The 17,161-nt window shown below is 68.9% G+C and carries 16 protein-coding genes; 6 read left to right on the top strand and 10 right to left on the bottom strand.

Going from position 1 to position 17,161, the window contains the following annotated elements:
- Nucleotides 1-289 precede the first annotated feature (289 nt).
- From ACFWW9_RS33795 to ACFWW9_RS33785, 3 genes are all read right to left on the bottom strand, one after another.
- Nucleotides 290-793, bottom strand: coding sequence for an HAD domain-containing protein (locus tag ACFWW9_RS33795; RefSeq protein ID WP_390386206.1), 504 nt, complete (start codon nt 791-793; stop codon nt 290-292).
- Between the two features lie 12 nt (nt 794-805).
- Nucleotides 806-1,513 (bottom strand): fibronectin type III domain-containing protein, encoded by a 708-nt coding sequence (locus tag ACFWW9_RS33790; RefSeq protein WP_390386205.1) that lies wholly within the window; start codon nt 1,511-1,513, stop codon nt 806-808.
- Nucleotides 1,514-1,578: 65 nt separating this feature from the next.
- Nucleotides 1,579-2,196: a hypothetical protein gene (locus ACFWW9_RS33785; RefSeq protein WP_390386204.1), complete on the bottom strand. Its 618-nt coding sequence runs from the start codon at nt 2,194-2,196 to the stop codon at nt 1,579-1,581.
- Between the two features lie 203 nt (nt 2,197-2,399).
- On the opposite strand from ACFWW9_RS33785, the gene ACFWW9_RS33780 reads away from it, so the two are divergent.
- On the top strand, nt 2,400-3,365 hold the full coding sequence (locus ACFWW9_RS33780; RefSeq protein ID WP_390386203.1) for an RluA family pseudouridine synthase: 966 nt from the start codon (nt 2,400-2,402) through the stop codon (nt 3,363-3,365).
- On the opposite strand, the gene ACFWW9_RS33775 is transcribed toward ACFWW9_RS33780, so the two are convergent.
- Together ACFWW9_RS33775 and ACFWW9_RS33770 are read right to left on the bottom strand one after the other, a co-directional pair.
- Nucleotides 3,337-3,876, bottom strand: a complete 540-nt coding sequence (locus tag ACFWW9_RS33775; RefSeq protein WP_390386202.1) for a DUF305 domain-containing protein — start codon at nt 3,874-3,876, stop codon at nt 3,337-3,339. The genes ACFWW9_RS33780 and ACFWW9_RS33775 overlap by 29 nt on opposite strands.
- Nucleotides 3,877-3,956: 80 nt before the next feature.
- On the bottom strand, nt 3,957-4,514 hold the full coding sequence (locus ACFWW9_RS33770; RefSeq protein ID WP_390386201.1) for a lytic polysaccharide monooxygenase auxiliary activity family 9 protein: 558 nt from the start codon (nt 4,512-4,514) through the stop codon (nt 3,957-3,959).
- Between the two features lie 288 nt (nt 4,515-4,802).
- Between ACFWW9_RS33770 and ACFWW9_RS33765 the strand changes: the two genes are divergently transcribed.
- Entirely contained in the window at nt 4,803-5,840 is a 1,038-nt protein-coding gene (locus ACFWW9_RS33765) for a C40 family peptidase (protein WP_390386200.1), read from the top strand.
- 21 nt (nt 5,841-5,861) lie between these two features.
- Here ACFWW9_RS33765 and ACFWW9_RS33760 read toward each other — a convergent pair whose 3' ends face one another.
- From ACFWW9_RS33760 to recQ, 4 genes are all read right to left on the bottom strand, one after another.
- Nucleotides 5,862-6,233, bottom strand: coding sequence for a hypothetical protein (locus tag ACFWW9_RS33760; RefSeq protein WP_390386199.1), 372 nt, complete (start codon nt 6,231-6,233; stop codon nt 5,862-5,864).
- A gap of 451 nt (nt 6,234-6,684) precedes the next feature.
- Nucleotides 6,685-7,128, bottom strand: coding sequence for a roadblock/LC7 domain-containing protein (locus ACFWW9_RS33755; protein WP_390386198.1), 444 nt, complete (start codon nt 7,126-7,128; stop codon nt 6,685-6,687).
- Between the two features lie 92 nt (nt 7,129-7,220).
- Entirely contained in the window at nt 7,221-7,592 is a 372-nt protein-coding gene (locus ACFWW9_RS33750) for a hypothetical protein (protein WP_390386197.1), read from the bottom strand.
- Nucleotides 7,593-8,605: 1,013 nt separating this feature from the next.
- The gene (recQ, locus tag ACFWW9_RS33745) at nt 8,606-10,444 is read right to left on the bottom strand and encodes a DNA helicase RecQ (RefSeq protein WP_390386196.1); all 1,839 of its coding nucleotides are present in this window, start codon (nt 10,442-10,444) and stop codon (nt 8,606-8,608) included.
- A 113-nt stretch (nt 10,445-10,557) separates the two neighbouring features.
- Between recQ and ACFWW9_RS33740 the strand changes: the two genes are divergently transcribed.
- From ACFWW9_RS33740 to ACFWW9_RS33725, 4 genes are all read left to right on the top strand, one after another.
- On the top strand, nt 10,558-10,941 hold the full coding sequence (locus tag ACFWW9_RS33740; protein ID WP_390386195.1) for a VOC family protein: 384 nt from the start codon (nt 10,558-10,560) through the stop codon (nt 10,939-10,941).
- 145 nt (nt 10,942-11,086) lie between these two features.
- The gene (locus tag ACFWW9_RS33735) at nt 11,087-11,470 is read left to right on the top strand and encodes a hypothetical protein (RefSeq protein ID WP_390386194.1); all 384 of its coding nucleotides are present in this window, start codon (nt 11,087-11,089) and stop codon (nt 11,468-11,470) included.
- A gap of 181 nt (nt 11,471-11,651) precedes the next feature.
- Complete coding sequence (locus tag ACFWW9_RS33730; protein WP_390386219.1) at nt 11,652-14,837, top strand: GH92 family glycosyl hydrolase; 3,186 nt, start codon at nt 11,652-11,654, stop codon at nt 14,835-14,837.
- A gap of 33 nt (nt 14,838-14,870) precedes the next feature.
- The gene (locus ACFWW9_RS33725; RefSeq protein WP_390386193.1) at nt 14,871-16,292 is read left to right on the top strand and encodes a PLP-dependent aminotransferase family protein; all 1,422 of its coding nucleotides are present in this window, start codon (nt 14,871-14,873) and stop codon (nt 16,290-16,292) included.
- A gap of 113 nt (nt 16,293-16,405) precedes the next feature.
- Here the strand turns inward: ACFWW9_RS33725 and ACFWW9_RS33720 are convergent, their stop codons facing one another.
- On the bottom strand, nt 16,406-16,654 hold the full coding sequence (locus ACFWW9_RS33720; protein WP_390386192.1) for a mycoredoxin: 249 nt from the start codon (nt 16,652-16,654) through the stop codon (nt 16,406-16,408).
- Nucleotides 16,655-17,161 lie beyond the last annotated feature (507 nt).

The following is a 17,161-nucleotide window of genomic DNA, read 5'->3' as shown; positions in this document are numbered from 1 at the left end:
GGGTCGCTCCTGTGGGGGTGGTCCGGAGGCTCGGTTCCGTTGGGGGTGGTCCGGGGCTTGGTTACGTTGGGGGTGGTCCGGGGCTTGGTTACGTTGGGGGTGGTCGATTTGACTTGGGGCCCCTAGATTTGAGCCTTGATCGGGCCAAAAGGCAGTGCCCGAAAGCTCTGCCCGATCTCCAATTTTAAGGCTCAAATCCCCCAAGTAAAATCGACCACGGTTGCGTGCTTCCGTTGCTGTGTGCGACTTCCAGCGTCCGCTCTGTTCTGTCTTCCTTGTGTCGCAATGGTTACAGCGTCGCTGCCCACTGCTCCACTGTGGTCAGGTGGTCGGTGGTGATGCCGGTGTGCGGGTCGACTCGGACGAGTTCCGTTGGTGTGCCTTGCCTGCGGGTGAGGAAGTCGTCCCTGTGCTTGGGGTAGAGGTCGAAGTCGTCGTCCAGCCAGGCCAGTGGGCGGTCGCGGGCGAACCTGGTCACCGCGCGGAACTTCCAGTGTGGTTGTGGTGGGCCGAATTCGATGACCGTCAACGGCGGTAGGCCGAGTGCCGGGCCCACCATGGTGTTGGCCTGGTGTTCCCAGGTGGTGGCCCAGGCCAGTTGCAGGCCGGTTCTGGTGGCCAGGTCCGTCAGCTGCCTGCCGTGGTCCGGGTTGAGCCACATGACCAGCGGTTTGCGGCGGCTCCACCTGGAGAGTCGCCAGCTGTGCTCCCGGTAGCCCGGTGGTTTGGCGTCACGCTTCGCCGCCCAGGGGTTGAGCGGGCCGTCGATGTCCAGGAGCAGCAGGGGTTTCATGGTTCTTCCAAGCTACCTGGCGTCCGGGTCGGGGCCGGATTTCACGTGGGCCGTGTTCGAGGTCTTGCCCCAGTAGAACGCGCGGACGCGGTAGGTCGCGGTCTTCTCCGTGGGGAGGGTGATGAGGCCCGTGGAGTTGATGTTGGGGTCCATGACCGCCACCGGGGTGAAGGTGTTGGCGTTGACGGCTTTCACTTCCAGCAGGTAGCCGTCCTCGTCGTTGGCGTGGTCGGTCCAGGTGAACCTGATGCCGTTGGCGTGCATGATCGTCGCGTGGAAGTCCGTCGGGGTGCCGCCGCCCGTGCGGACGGACTCGGTGGTGGTCGTTCCCGGAGCCGGAACCGTGGTAGGGACCATCCAGCCGTGGTCGGTCGCCTGGGTCGCGTCGTCGAGTTCGCCCGGTGGGAGGGTGATTTCCCGTGCCTCCGTGGTGGGGCCGGAATAGGGGCGGACGCGGTAGTAGAACGTGGTGGCCGGAATGAGGTCCGGGTGCTTGTACGCGGTCTGCTCGGCCGGGGCGAATTGGAGGGTCGTGTACTCGCCGTTCGGGTCCGTCGCGTATTCCACGGCGTGGCCCGCGGTGTTCGGGGTGTTGTCGTGCCAGCTGATCGTGGCGTTCAACGGGGTGTCGAGAACGGCGGTCAATTCCGCCGTGGAATCGGTTTTCGCGGCACAAGCGCTGAGCAGGACGGCGAGGAGCAGGAAGCGGTGCTTCGTCACGGGGCGGCGCCAGGGGTCGGGGCCCTGCCGTTCCCACACCGGGGAACGGCAGGGCGTTCGAGGGCTTACAGGTGCCAGAACTTGATGCCGCTCCACACGACGGTGGCGGGGCCCTGACCCGAGCTGGTGCGGTAGGCGCCGAACTTGTCGTAGAAGTTGCCGCCGGGGCTGGAGACCGTGTACTTCAGCGACCCGTTGATGTACGTCTTGTGGTTGTTGCCGATCCGGTGGACCGTGTTCACCCGCACTGACGTGCCGACCGTCGCGCCCGTGGCGATCGTGGCGCCGCCCTCGACGGCGTAGAGCCGCCCGCCGCGCTCGACCGCGAGCATGTAGTACGGGCCGGGCTCGGAGTCGTTGAACGTCTGCTTGAGGCTGATCCTGGTGCCGGCGAGGCTGCTCACGCGGAACGTGCCCTCGAACTGGCGGGCGGCGCTGCCGGAGTAGTTGGCGTACCGCCGTTCGGCCCTCTGGTCGCCGCTCGCCGTCGAGCAGGTGAGCTGGAACGTGAGGCCGTTGGCGACGCCGCAGCCCCTCTGCTGGACGGTGTACGACGGCGAGTAGGAGATCCAGTTCCCGGACTCGACCTGGGCCTGCGCGCTCGGCGCGCCGACGAGTCCCATTCCGGCGAGAGCGGCCGCCGCGAGTGCGAACACGCGCACCCTGGAAAGCAGTCGTGACATCTTTGTCCCTTCCGTGGCCACGGCGGCGGCGACGTGGAAGGCAAACATTAGGGGCGTTACCGCACCTATTTCAAGAGTGCGGCATGTGTTTATGGACGTGAACGTGTCGATCATGCATTCACCATTGTCGCGCGCGTTTTCCGGAAAAGCCGGTCGGGCGACCGCGCCGGGGACCACGACCGGAACGGATACGCTGCCCGACGATGAGACGCAAGCTCAAGCCCCCACTGCCCCAGCGGCACGGCCTCGACCCCGCCCGCCTGCGGATGCCCGCGGAGGGACCGTGGACGACGCTGCGGGACCACCTGGTCGACCGACTGCCCAAAGTGGACCCCGCGCGCATCGACCTGATGCTGCGCGAGAGCCGGATCGTGGACATGGACGGGCCGGTGCCGCCGGACGCGCCGTTCGTGCCGAACTCCTCGGTGTGGTTCCACCGGGACCTGCCGGACGAGGTGGCGGTGCCGTTCGAGATCGGCGTCGTGCACCGCGACGACGACCTGCTGGTCGTGGACAAGCCGCACTTCCTCGCGACCATCCCGCGCGGCAAGCACATCCTGGAGACGGCGCTGGTGCGGTTGCGGCGCGAACTGGACCTGCCGGACCTCGTGCCCGCGCACCGGTTGGACCGGGTGACCGCCGGGCTGATCATGTTCATCGTGAACCCCGCGCGCCGCGGCGCGTACCAGACGATGTTCCGGGATCGCGTGGTGCACAAGGAGTACGAGGCCGTCGCGCCGTTCCGCGCCGACCTGGACCTGCCGTGCACGGTGCGCAGCCGGATCGTCAAGGAGAAGAGCGTCATCACGGCGCAGGAACTCGACGGCCCGCCCAACAGCGAGACGCTCGTGGAACTCGTGGAGCACCGCGACGGGCTCGGCCGCTACCGGCTGCTGCCCAGGACCGGGCGCACGCACCAGCTCCGGCTGCACATGGCCGGGCTCGGCGTGCCGATCCTCGGCGACGACTTCTACCCCGTGCTCACCGAGACGGCGCTGGACGACTACCGGAAACCGTTGCAGCTGCTGGCGAAGGTGCTCTCCTTCACCGACCCGCTCACGGGCGCGCCACGCCGGTTCGAGAGCCCGTCGACGTTGCTGGCGTGGACCTCCCGCGACGCGTGGCTCGCCGGACCGCCGGCTACCCGACCAGGCCCAGCAGTCGGCTGATCTCCTTCGACCGCGACTCGCGGATCGTGGTGGCCAGCTCCTTGGCCCGCGCGTTGCCCCCTCCGTCCAGTTCGGTCTTGGTCAGCTCCACCGAGTTGTGCAGGTGCCCGGTCATCAGGTTGAGGAACGTGGTGTCGAACTCGGTGTCCGGGGCGGACTTCAGCGCGGCGATCTCGGCCGGGCTCGTCTGGTGCAGGCCGCCGTGGTGCTCGTGCGCGCCGGGGTCGGCGTTCATCGCGGTCGGCTGCCCCCACGCGGTGAGCCAGCCCGTCATGGTCTCGGACTCCTTGCGCTGCACGGAATCCAGCTCTTCCGCGACGTCGCGCACGGCGGGGTTCACCGCGCGCTCCTTCGCCAGCCCGGTCAGCTCCAGGCCCTGGGCGTGCAGCGGCAGCATCATCTGGAGGAACATCACGTCGGCCGCGTTGTAGTCGGCTTTCGCGGGGGCCGAGCCGCAGCCGGCGAGCAGCAGGACGGCCGTGACCAGCAGGACGATCCGTTGGGGGTTCATGGTCCTCCGCGGCGGGGTTCTCGGGACGGGCGAAGGGACCCGCGCCCCCGTGGGCGGGAGCGCGGGTCCGGTGCGGGCGCCTACAGGGGCGCCAGCGTCTTCGCTCCGGCCGCGAGGCCGTTCACCTGCACGTCGACGCACGAGTAGAACGCGTTGGCCGTGTCGGCGATGTTCCACACCGCGAGGATCTTCTGCCTACCGGTGCGGCCGCCGAGGCTGACCGTGTGGTTCACGGTCGCGCCCGGCTGCTTGCCGCCGTCGTTGAAGACGGCGATCCGCGTGCTGCCGATGAAGTACTCCCACGTGCTGGTGGCGTGGCGGGCCGTCAGCACCCACTTGAAGTTGATCGTCCCGCTGACCGACGCGGCGGGCCACCCCTTGCTCTCGTCGCTGAGCTGGGAGAAGCGGGAGTTGTTGCCGTGGCAGTTCTTGACGCCCTTCGGGCCCTCGACGCTCTGGGGCTCGTAGATGATCTCGCCGCAGTTCGACACCCGGCCCTGGGCGCAGTTCGCCTGCCTGCTGGGCGGGGACGAGATGTAGCCGTGCGCGCTCGCCGTTCCCGCGGGTGCGAGGACGACGATCAGGGGTGCGACGCCGATGGCGACCGCCGCCGCGGCGATCTTGCTCCGAAAGCTCATGACAGCTCCTCTGGAAGGAATGGCGGTTCCCAGGTGGGAGTGCGAGATCCCCCCACCACAGGGTGGGAACCCGTGCAGTGGAAACGTGATCCGTGACGTGTCAACGCGGCGGAATTGACACAGCACCGCTCGACCACGAGTTTCCGCTGGTCAGCGGATCCAGGTTGTCGCTTGTACATGTGGTCTAGACCAGAAACGTTAGCGACCACGGACAAAGCGGTCAAGGCGCATTGGAAGGGCTCGCAACGAATTCTGAACCGCGAGTGCTCACGTTCCGTACAGCCGGGTATGACGTCCCAGGTCGGCAGGCGCGCCACTCGAACCGCACTCGCGGCCGCGGTCCTCGCCGCGCTCGTGGTCGCGCCTGCACCCGCCGCGCACGCCGAACCCCTGCCGCCCAACGCCTCCGAGGCGTTGCAGAAGTACACCGGCCTGACCCACGACGCCGAGGTGCTCAACGAGGAGCACCTGCGCGCGCAGGAGGACCAGCGGACGAAGCTGGGCGAGCTGAACCGGGCCAACCAGGACATGGTGACGGCGGGTCAGGCCCTCGACAAGGCGTCGGCCGCGGAGAAGGAGTACCGGGCGAAGGTCGACCTGCTGACCGAGGCGTCCTTCCAGGGGGCCAGGTTCACCGGGCTGTCGGCGCTGCTGGTGTCCGACTCGCAGACCGACTTCCTGAGCCGGATGTCGGCGATGGACGTGCTCGCCGCGGACCAGGCCGCGTCGCTGGGCGCGTTGTCGGGGGCGTTGAACGACGCCGCGGCGGCCCAGGCCGGGGCGAAGGACGCGCAGAGGCGGGCGTCGGAGGCGTCGGCCGCGGCCGACAAGCTCGTGACGGACATCGAGGAGCGCCGGGTCAAGCTGGTCGAGCAGATCGGCACCGCCCGCACCCAGTACAACTCGCTGAGCTCCACCGACCGGGCCGTGCTGGCGAACAAGGGCGACACGTCGGCGGTGGACACCCCCGCGGGCGCGGCCGGGGTGGCGCTGGACTTCGCGTTGGCGCAGCGGGGGAAGGCCTACGTGTTCGGCTCCAACGGCCCCAACACGTGGGACTGCTCCAGCCTGACCCAGGCGTCGTACCGGGCGGCCGGGGTGTCCATCCCGAGGGTCACCTACACCCAGGCCACCACCGGCCGGGCGGTGTCGCGCGCCGAGGTCCTGCCGGGCGACCTGATCATCTACTACTCCGGCCAGTCCCACGTGGCCATGGCGGTGGACAACGTGCGGGCGGTGCACGCGTCCACCGAGGGCGTGCCGGTGAAGATCGCCAACATCGACGACATCGGGCCGATCAGCGTGATCCGGCGGATCGTGGGCTGACCGGCCCGCCGCCCGATCCGGCTACACGGTCAGCTTGGCCTCGACGCGCTTCAGGTAGTGCCGCGCCAGCGCGAGGTTCGCGTGCTCGCGGTCCAGCACCAGGTAGAGGAAGAGCGTCGGGTTGCCCTTGGCGGCCGACAGCGGCCGGATCAGGTGGTACTGGCGGTTCAGGGTGATCAGGATGTCCTCGATGGTGTCGTTGAGCGCCAACGACGCCATGACCCGCAGCTTCGCGCGCACCACCTCGGTGTTCCCCGCCGCCGCGACGTCGAGGTCGAGCCAGTCACCCCCGCCGAGCGTGCCCAGGGACATGCCGCTGTCGTAGTCGACCAGCGCCACCCCCACGGCACCGGCGATGGTCATGGACTCTTTCAAGGCTAATTCGATGCTCATGGAGAATGTGAACCCTTCACAGGTGACCGGGCGCGTGCCCGGTACCGAGCGGACATTTCCGCATCGGTGAAAGCAGCGCGCACAGCAAATCACACCCCCTCGCGGACCCGCACGGAAAACCGTCCGATTGGAGCAACCGTGCCACGGGGTGACCACCGAGAACACGGTGGGTGACAGGGTCACCGTCCGCGAGATCGAGGTGACACAGCGTCTGACGAGCACAAGCGCGCTGCACCCGCGACCCGTCCGGACGTCCGATCACCCTCGGCCGACACGGAGCGTCATATCGACGTGACCAACCGAAGAAAGGCCACGGCAATCGCCGTTGCCAATCTGAACCGTCACGTTCCACAATCAAAGAAATCGTCGGCGGAATTCGTCGCGCCGACTCGTCCACCGCATTTCGCGGGGGAGCCCACCCCTTCACCCGCGAACGGGGAAGGGTGGGCGGTCACCCCTCTTGCGGCTCGTCGACGAAGTACGCCCGCCGGTTCGCGCGCACGGTGTGCACGCGCTGGCGGAGGACGGCGTGCTGGAGCAACGACAACGCCTGCTTGGCCGCTATGGTGAACAGCCCCATGGTGATGTCCCGCTCGCCGAACACGACGAGCAGCAGCGACGACTCGACCGGGAACACGCAGACGTAGCCCGACGTGCCCTCGAACATCGCGGTGCGCGGCTCGCCGACCCCGGCCTGCGCGGTGAACTGCGCGGCGAGCCCGATGGCCGCCGCGGACATGGCCGCGACGCTCTCGTTCTCGACGTCCCTCGTGTCGCTGGAGAGGACCAGGCCGTCCTGCGTGGCCACCAGGAGCCCGGTCACCCGGTCGACCTGGCTCTTGATCTTCTGGAGGGTCGCGTTCATCTCGGACGAGTCGAACGGCGGCTGTGTCACCAGTGGTCCCAGCGGGAGGGGTTTCGTGGACGTGGAAGACGGCCTTCGCGTCGGCAGCGGAGCGGCGCCCGCCCTTCTGGCCTCCGCGGCGCTCATACGGTCAAGTTGCCTTCGATGCGCTTCAACTGGTGGCGGGCGAGGGCGAGGTTCGAGCGCTCCCGGTCCAGCACCAGGTAGAGGAACAGCGTCGTGGGGCCCTTGGCGGTCGTCAGGGGGCGGATCAGGTGGTACTGGCGGTGCAGGGTGATCAGGATGTCCTCGATGCTGTCGTTCAGCGAGAGGGACGCCATCACGCGCAGCTTCGCGCGCACCACCTCGGTGTTGCCCGCCGCGGCGACCTCGAGGTCGAACCAGTCACCACCGCCCATCGTGCCGAGCGCCATGCCGCTGTCGTAGTCGACGAGCGCCACGCCCAGCGCACCGGGGATGGTCATGGACTCTTTCAACGCCAACTCGATGCTCATTAAGAAAATCGACCCCTCATATGCGATCGGGTGTACACCAGGTAAAGCGCGGGCCAACACTCTCGCACTCCGTTTGACCAACGGAAACCGCGCTCGGCGAATCACACTATGTCTCGCGGACGTACGTCAATACGACTGTTCGGAGCAATCTTCGTCACCGATCGGTCTCGAACCACCCCGGAAAACGCGGTGAGTAGCCACTCGTGAGGGCACGGTCACCAGGGCTCTGACATGCACACCTGCGCCGATCACGCATGATGGGACGAGCTTCGGCACGTCGTGATCCATCAAGCGGAGAACTGGGTCGGACCGCTCGCTAACGCCGGGACAACGGAGAGCGATGTCCACGAATAATGGCGCCGGACCGCACTCCCGCCAACTGAACGGCCGCGTTCCCGAAGTGGGTCCGCGGCAGGAGCCGCGCGCTGAAAAGGGTTGTTTTGAGGGGTGTCGCCGAGGCGGTGCCCCAAATTAGCCGAGCGCACCCGCACGCGGATTTCCCCGGCCCGAGCGAAAATCCGAAATCCGGCCCCGCACTCGACCACCGCGCCCAAGAGGGCCGGGCCGCCCTCCGCACCACGCCCAGGCAGGCCAGACCCAGCCTCTTGACCACACCCGGACACACCGGCCCGGCCCCGAACCACACCCACGCAGGCCGGGCCCGATCCCCAGCAGCACCCGGACCAGCCAGGACCAGCCGCTGAACCGAGCCCATGCCGGCCAGACCCGGCATCGAACCCTGCCCAGGCAGACCGGGCTCAGCCTCGGAGTCGTGCCAAGCAGGCCTGCCCGCGAACCGCATCCACGCAAACCGGGCCCAGCCACCTAGCCACTCCCGGACACGCCGGCCCGGCTCCGAACCCACGCCCGCGTTCGCCGTCCAGCCCCCGAACCGCGGCCACGCCGGCCAGCCCTGGTCCCCGAACCCCACCCAGGCACGCCCGGCCCCCGAACCTCACCCGGACACGCCGCAGGCCCCCGCCCGGTCCGGGTGGGGGGCTGCGGAGGTGTGGTTACTCGGCCAGGGTGTCCAGGATCTGCTGGCCGTACTTGGCCAGCTTGTTCTCGCCCACGCCGTTGACCGTGCCCAGTTCCTCCAGCGAGCCGGGGTTGAGCGTGGCGATCTGGCGGAGGGTCGCGTCGTGGAAGATCACGTACGCGGGCATGCCCTGTTCCTTCGCCGTTGCCGCGCGCCAGGCCCGCAGGCGTTCGAACACCGGGGCCGCCTCGGCGGGCATGTCGACCGCCACGGCGGCGGCCTTGCTGGTGCGGGCGGGCTTCGAGGCGCGAGCGCGTTCTGGTTCGCGGCGGAGCATGACCTCGCGTTTGCGGCCCAGCACCTCGGAGCTGCCCGGCGTGAGCACGAGGGTGCCGTAGTCGCCCTCCACGGCCAGCAGGTCCTGGGCGAGCAACTGGCGGACCACGCCGCGCCACTCGGTCTCGCGCAGGTCCGCGCCGATGCCGAACACGGTGAGCGAGTCGTGGTCGAACTGGATGACCTTCGCGGTCTTCTTCCCCAGCAGGATGTCGATCACCTGGCCCGCGCCGAACTTCTGCCTGCGCTCGTTGTGCAGCCGGTACACCGTCGACAGCAGCTTCTGCGCCGGGATGGTGCCGTCCCACGACTCCGGCGGCGACAGGCACGTGTCGCAGTTGCCGCAGGGCGTGCCCTCCTGGCCGAAGTAGGCGAGCAGCCTCGTGCGGCGGCAGTCGACCGTCTCGCACAGCGCGAGCATGGCGTCGAGGTGCATGCCGAGCATCCGCCGGTGGGCCTGGTCGCCCTCCGACGTGTCGATCATCTTCCGCTGCTGCACCACGTCCTGGAGCCCGTACGCCAGCCACGCCGTCGACGGCAGCCCGTCACGGCCCGCGCGGCCGGTTTCCTGGTAGTAGCCCTCCACCGACTTCGGCAGGTCCAGGTGCGCCACGAACCGGACGTCCGGCTTGTCGATGCCCATGCCGAACGCGATGGTCGCCACCATGACCAGCCCGTCCTCGCGGAGGAAGCGGGACTGGTTCGCCGCGCGGACGCCCGAGTCGAGCCCCGCGTGGTACGGCAGCGCCGGGATGCCGTTCTGCACCAGGAACTCGGCCGTCTTCTCCACCGACGCGCGGGACAGGCAGTAGACGATGCCCGCGTCGCCCGCATGCTCGGTGCGCAGCAGGTCGAGCAGCTGCTTCTTCGGCTCGTTCTTGGGCTCGATGCGGTACTGGATGTTCGGCCGGTCGAAGCTCGCGACGAAGTGCTTGGCCTCCTGGAGGTTCAGCCGGGTCGCGATCTCCTTGTGCGTCGCCTCTGTGGCCGTCGCCGTCAGCGCGATGCGCGGCACGTCCGGCCAGCGCTCGTGCACGGCCGACAGCGCCAGGTAGTCCGGCCGGAAGTCGTGGCCCCACTGGGACACGCAGTGGGCCTCGTCGATCGCGAACAGCGACACCTTGCCCCGGTCCAGCAGGCGCAGCGTCGACTCCAGCCGCAGGCGCTCCGGCGCCAGGTACAGCAGGTCCAGCTCCCCCGCCAGGAACTCGGACTCGACCATGCTGCGCTCGTCCGGGTTCTGCGTGGAGTTCAGGAACCCCGCGCGCACGCCGACGTTGCGCAGCGCGTCGACCTGGTCCTGCATCAACGCGATCAGGGGCGAGATCACCACCCCGACGCCTGGTCTGACCAGCGCCGGGATCTGGTAGCAGAGCGACTTGCCGCCACCGGTCGGCATCAGGACGAGCGCGTCGCCGCCCGCGACCACGTGCTCGATGACGTCCTGCTGGCTGCCGCGGAACGCGTCGTACCCGAACACCCGGTGCAGCACTTCACGGGCTTCGCTCACGTGGGTCTCGGTGTCGGGGGAGGACATGGCCGCGATCCTACGAGGGGGGTCCGACAGAAAAACCGGCGACTTGACCTTCAGCGCGCCCGAGGTTCTACCGTCGGTGGTTCGGAACAACGCGAAAAGGGGGCTCCACCAGCATGGCAGTGCGGTTGAACCACACGATCGTGGCGGCGAAGGATCCGAGGGCGTCGGCGGAGTTCCTGGCGGAGGTGATGGGCCTGCCCGCGCCGGTGCCGTTCGGGCCGTTCATCACCGTCCAGACCGACGGGGACACGACCCTCGACTTCATGGCGACGCAGGGGAAGGTGGTGTCGCAGCACTACGCGTTCCTGGTCGACGAGGACGACTTCGACGCCATCTTCGGCCGGGTGAAGGACCGCGGGATCACCTACTGGTCCGATCCCCACCACCGCGACGAGGGGCGGATCAACACCCACGACGGCGGCCGGGGCGTGTACTTCGACGACCCGGACGGCCACGCGCTGGAGATCATCACCCGGCCGTACGGCAGCGGATCGTGAACCGCGCCCACGGGTCGGGATGGTCGCCGAAGTGCAGGGCCACGCCGCACGACACCCCGCCGTACGGCAACGGGTCATGAACCGGACCCTCGGGCCGGGGGTTCAGAGCGGCGCTGCACGTCACCCGGCCCCACGGCGGCGGGTCGTGAACCGGGCCCTGCGGGCCGGGGTGGTCGCCGGGGTGCTGAGCGGGGCTCCGTCCACGGTGCACGCGCTGGCGACCGGTGGCGACGTGCTCGCCGCGACGCGGGCGGCCGGGACGCTCCTCCCCGGCCGCCGCTCCCCCGCGCTCCGCGGGGCGCTGGCCCACGTGGTGATCACCGCGGGGTGGACGGCGGTGCTCGCCGCCGTCCACCGGCGGCGGCCGTTCGGGGTCGTCGGCGGAGCCGTTGCGGGGCTGGGGATCGCGGTGCTGGACCTGGAGGTCGTGGGACGGCGGTACCCGGCGATCCGGGCGCTGCCGAGGTGGCCGCAGTACGCCGACCACCTCGCGTTCGGGGCGCTGGTCGGTGGACTACTTCGTCGTTGATCGATTCCTGTTTTGTCTTGTCGGTTCTCGTTCGAGTCGTTGACAGCCCGGCTGACCTCCTGACACGGTGCGTGGCAGATAGGCCACTGTGGGGCATGACAACGGTGTCATCGAGGAGGACCTGGTGCGCAGCAGACGAACCCGAGCCGCGGCCGTGCTCGCCGGAGCGCTGGTCGCGGGGATGCTGGCCACGCCGCCCGCCGCGCAGGCGGCCGAGGACCCGACCGGGTTGGTGAACCCGTTCGTCGGCACCCAGAACTTCGGCAACACCTTCCCCGGCGCGAGCGCGCCGTTCGGCATGGTGCAGGTCAGCCCGGACACCGGCGGGCAGGGCGGGTACGACTACCAGCAGGGCACGATCTTCGGGTTCAGCCAGACCCACCTGTCCGGCGTGGGCTGCGGTGTCGCGGGCGAGCTGCCGATGATGCCGACCACCGGGGCCGTCACCAGCGTCGACCCGAACGTCTACAAGTCCGCGTACTCCCACTCCGACGAGGCCGCGACGCCCGGCTACTACCGCGTCGGCCTGGCGAAGTACGGCGTGAACTCCGAGCTGACCGCCACCACCCGCACGGGCTGGCAGCGGCACACGTTCCCGGCCACCGGCGCGGCCAACATCCTGTTCAACACCGGCAAGGCCAACCAGAACGTGTTCGACTCCGAGGTCCACGTCGTCGGCGACCGCACGGTCGAGGGCCGGGTCAAGGCGGGCGGGTTCTGCGCGGGCCACGACGAGCACACGGTGTACTTCACCGCCACGTTCGACCGCCCGTTCGCCGCCTTCGGCTCGTGGCGCGGGTCCACCACCACGCCAGGCGGCCGGGATGCTGCCGGGACGGGCTCCAACGGCGCGTGGGTCACGTTCGACGCCACCGCCGACCGGGACGTCGTGGTGAAGGTCGGTCTGTCCTACACCGGGGCCGAGGGCGCGCGGAAGAACCTCGCGGCGGAGACCACGAACTTCGACTTCGACGCCACCAAGCGGAAGGCGCACGACGACTGGGTCGCGCAGCTCGGCTCCATCGCGATCGGCGGCGGCTCGGTCGAGCGCCGGACCGCGTTCTACACCGCGCTCTACCACTCGCTGCTGCACCCGAACCTCGCGGGCGACGTGGACGGCAAGTACGTCGGGTTCGACGGCGCGGTGCACACGGCGTCCGGGTACACGCCGTACCAGAACTTCTCGCTGTGGGACACGTACCGGCCGCAGAACCAGCTCCTGGAGATGCTGCGCCCGGACGTCGCGCGGGACGTCGCCCTGTCGCTGGTGGCCGCCGGGCGGGACGGCGGCTGGCTGCCGCGCTGGGCGCTCGCCAACAGCGAGACCAACATCATGACCGGCGACCCGGTCACCCCGTTCCTGGTGGAGGCGTGGTCCAAGGGCCTGCTCGCCGGGCACGAGGAGGAGGCGTACGCGTTGCTGCGCAAGAACGCCACGAGCCTCCCGCCCGCCGACTCCCCCTACAACGGGCGTTCCGGCGTCCAGTACTACAACGACCGCGGCTACGTGCCGTCCGGCCTGACCCTCGGCACGGACTGCGCGCACAAGGGCGGCGACAACGACTGCGTGCACCCCGCCTCCGCGACGCTGGAGTACTCGGCGGCCGACGCGGCGCTCGCGCTGATGGCCAAGGGCCTCGGCAAGACCGCCGACGCCACCATGTTCGCGGGCCGCGGCCAGTGGTACCGCAACCTGTGGGACTCCTCGATCTCCCAGTTCCGGCCGCGCACCGCCGAGGGCACCTGGCTCGCGCCGTACGACCCGGTCGAGGCGGGGCACCAGTTCCACGAGGGCGGCGCGTACCAGTACCAGTGGCTGGTGCCGCAGGACCCGGCCGGGCTGGTCGGCCTGATGGGCGGCAAGGCGGCCACCACCAAGCGCCTGGACGACTTCTTCGTCTACGACAAGCTGCTCGCCGACCCGGCCGGCACCGCGCGCCGCGACTGGATCACCCAGCCGTACGACTACTACGGCAAGCCGACGTACAACCCGAACAACGAGCCGGACCTCCTCGCCCCGTACGTGTACCTGTGGTCCGGCGCCCCGGCCAAGACCGCGACCGTCGTGCGCGCGGCGATGACGCTGTTCACCACCGGCCCCGACGGCATGACCGGCAACGACGACCTGGGCACGATGTCGGCGTGGTACGTGTTCTCCTCGCTCGGCATGTACCCGACGATGAGCGGCGGCGACTTCCTCGCCCTGTCCAGCCCCCAGTTCGAGACCGCGACCGTCCGAATCGGACAGTACGGCGCGAAGCAAGGCGGAACCCTCACCGTCACCGCCCCTGGCGTCACCGACACCAACCGCTACGTGCAGACCGTGAAGTTCAACGGCGGCAACCAGACCAAGACGTGGCTCGACTGGAAGTCCGTGGCCCGAGGCGGAACCCTCGCCTACCAGGTCGGCACCACGCCGTCAGCCTGGGGAACCCAAGCAGGCTCCGAACCCCCGTCGATCAACAAGGCCCCGGCCGACGGCCGCGAGCACGTCGACGCGTCGGTGCGCCCCGCCTCCGCGATCGTCCCCACCAAGGCCTCCGCCCAGACGATCACCCTCAGCCTCGACGTCCTCGGCCAGTCACCGGGCACGCTCTCCGTGCCGCTCAAGGTCGTCGTGCCCCCAGGCTGGAGCTCAACGCTGCAACGCGCTCCCCTGCTGATCGAGTCGAAGCGGATGCCGGTGCAGAAGACCGTGACACTGCCGATCGGCGTCCCGGCCAACGCGGCACCCGGCAAGTACCAGGTGAAGGTCAGCGCGGGCGACGTCACCCGCACCGCCACCATCGAGATCCGCGCAGCCGGCAGCTGCGCCACCGTCACCAACAACCAGTGCGCCGTGGACCTAGGCCGGGAACGCAACCACGACGGCGCGGCAACGGTGTCGGCGTCCACCCAGGGCGACTTCGACGGCCAGGGCTGGAGCTACGACGGCGACCTGCTACCCGCAGCGGGCACAGTGGCGTGGGACGGCGTGACGTACTCGACGCCGGACGCGACGGGCACAGCACCCAACTTCGTCGAAACCCGCGGCCAAGCAGTCCTCCTGCCGCAAGGCAACTACAGCGCGGTCAAACTCGTGTCGTCCTCCCACAACGGCCCCGTAACAGGAGCAGTAACCCTGCGCTACGCAGACGGAACCAGCACCCAGGTCTCCGTCACGGTAGGCGACTGGGCGGGCTCCACCCCCAACGGCAGCACCGTCGTCCTGGACATGCCCCACCGCATCAAGGCGGGCCAAGGCGTCGACGGCCCACCGGTACGCCTGTTCGGCCAGTCCTTGCCACTCGACCCCGCCAAGGTCCTCCAGTCGATCACGTTCCCCGACGACCCCCGTGTGGAGGTGTACGCGGTCACCCTGGTCTGATGGGCGACCCCCTGCTGTGAAGAGGTGCCGAGCGTGGACCTGCACGTGACCCTGGACGGCCGACGTGACCTGACCGCCCAGATCTACCTGCAGGTCCGCGCCGCCATCCTGGACGGCCGCCTACGCCCCGGCGAGGCCCTGCCACCAACACGCGACCTGGCGACAACCCTTGCGGTATCCCGCAACACCGCAAACGCCGCCTACGAGAAGCTCGCGGCGGAAGGCTTCCTGACCAGCCGAGTAGGCGTAGGAACCTTCGTCAGCAACTTGCCCTTCCACAACGACCAGGACCACGAGGCACCCAACTCCCCCCTACGCCCCAGACCGATGTGGGACACCATGCCCGACCCACCGGACATGTCGGCGACCACGGCGAGGTACGACTTCCGCCCAGGAATGCCGGACGCCACCCACTTCCCCTTCGCCACCTGGCGCGCACTCCTGTCCAGCCAACTCCGCAACTCCGCCACCACCCTGGGCAAGTACGGCGAACCCCTTGGCCACGCCGGTTTACGCGCGGCCATCGCCCGCCACGTAGGCGTCTCCCGCGCGGTCCGAGCAACACCGGCCGACATCATGATCACCGCAGGCGTCCAACAAGCGGTAGACCTGATCGCCCGCGTAATGCTCGCCCCCGGCGACGTGGTAGCCGTGGAAGACCCCGGCTACCCACCCGTCAAACGCCTGTTCCAATCACTGGGCCTCCACGTCATAGGCGTCCCCGTAGACGCCGAGGGCCTAGTCGTCGACCACCTACCAACCAACGCCAAACTCGTCTACACGAGCCCGTCCCACCAGTTCCCCCTCGGCTACGCGCTCAGCCTCTCCCGCAGACTCGCCCTACTAGCTTGGGCGGAACGCACGGACGCCGTCATCATCGAGGACGACTACGACAGCGAATTCCGCTGGACCGGCCGCCCGGTGGAACCACTGCACGCCTTGGACCGCACCGGCCGAGTCGTCTACGTCAGCTCGTTCTCCAAGGTCCTGCTCCCCACCCTGAGAATCGGCTTCTGCGTAGCCCCACCCCCACTGCACTCGGCACTGCGCAAAGCCAAGCACCTGGCCGACTGGCACTCCACCGGCCCACTTCAGGGCGCACTGGCAGAATTCATCGACTCCGGTTCCCTCTCAGCACACCTGAAACGAATGCGCCGCGTCTACCGCACCAGAAGAGACCGCATGGCCATGGCGTTCGACCAGGACTTCACCGACCTCTTGGAGCCCATCACCAGCACGGCGGGCCTCCACGTCACAGCCTGGCTCCGCACGGACCGCCCAGGAGAAGACCAGGCCATCATCACCAGGGCACGCCACCACGACGTGGCCCTGCACTCCATGATCCTCTGCGGCGTGGACCACCCACCACGACAGGGTTTCGTCTTCGGCTACGGCCTCATCGCCACCGACGACGTGGACGAGGGCCTACGCAGACTTCGCCGGGCGTTCACGTGACCACTCCGTCATTGGCCCACCACGATCCCCGCGTTCCTGGCACTTCCACCGCGCACCGAGCCTTCCTAGGCTCGTCCCGTGCCGGGCAGGGACGCCCGGCACGGCGACCAGCACTACACCAACTGCGACTTGACCTGGGCGATCGAGGGGTTCGTCAAGGTCGAGCCGTTGGGGAAGTGCAACGTGGGCACGGTCTGGTTCCCCCCGTTGACGCTCATGACGAAGTCAGCGGCACCGGGAGTCTGCTCGATGTCCACCTCGATGTACTCGATGCCTTCACGCTTCAGCTGGTTCTTCAGGCTGTAGCAGAATCCGCACCAGGAAGTGGAGTACATCGTCAGGGTCGCGGGCGCAGCTGACATCGGTTTAACGCTCCTCGGGTAGGGGGAGATTCCGTTCGCCAGGTGCAACGCGCGGACACCCCGCTTCCATACCCCAGGACGGGGTGCTCCGCGCGCCCCAACAGCCCACACCCAACACCAGCGGCCAGGACTCGACTGGGGCTGGGCGGGATTGGGCTAGGCGGGGCTGGAGCAGGCGGGGCTGGAGCAGGCGGGGCGGGGCTTGGGCTTGGGCTTGGGCTTGGGCTTGGGCTTGGGCTTGGGCTTGGGCTTACCTGCCTACCCACCCACGACGCAACCGGGCCCCCGGCCGACACTCGCACCGATCGGAACTGCTCTTTCTCTCTTCCGGCCCCCGGCCGACACTCGCACCGCGCGGGACTGGACCAAATGTCTTCCGGCCCCCGGCCGGCACTCGCACCGGGACCAACCGCACCATGCCGGCAGGTTCTTTTAACCCCCACCCCGGCCGGCCCCCGGTTGTTTTTGCGCCCCCACCCTCTTTCGCTTTGTCAAGGCGTCTTTCCA

It is taken from the genome of Umezawaea sp. NPDC059074 (assembly GCF_042738955.1).
Classification (GTDB): domain Bacteria; phylum Actinomycetota; class Actinomycetes; order Mycobacteriales; family Pseudonocardiaceae; genus Umezawaea.
Note: the sequence above shows the minus strand (reverse complement) of the source record. Positions and strands in the feature narration are given on the sequence as shown.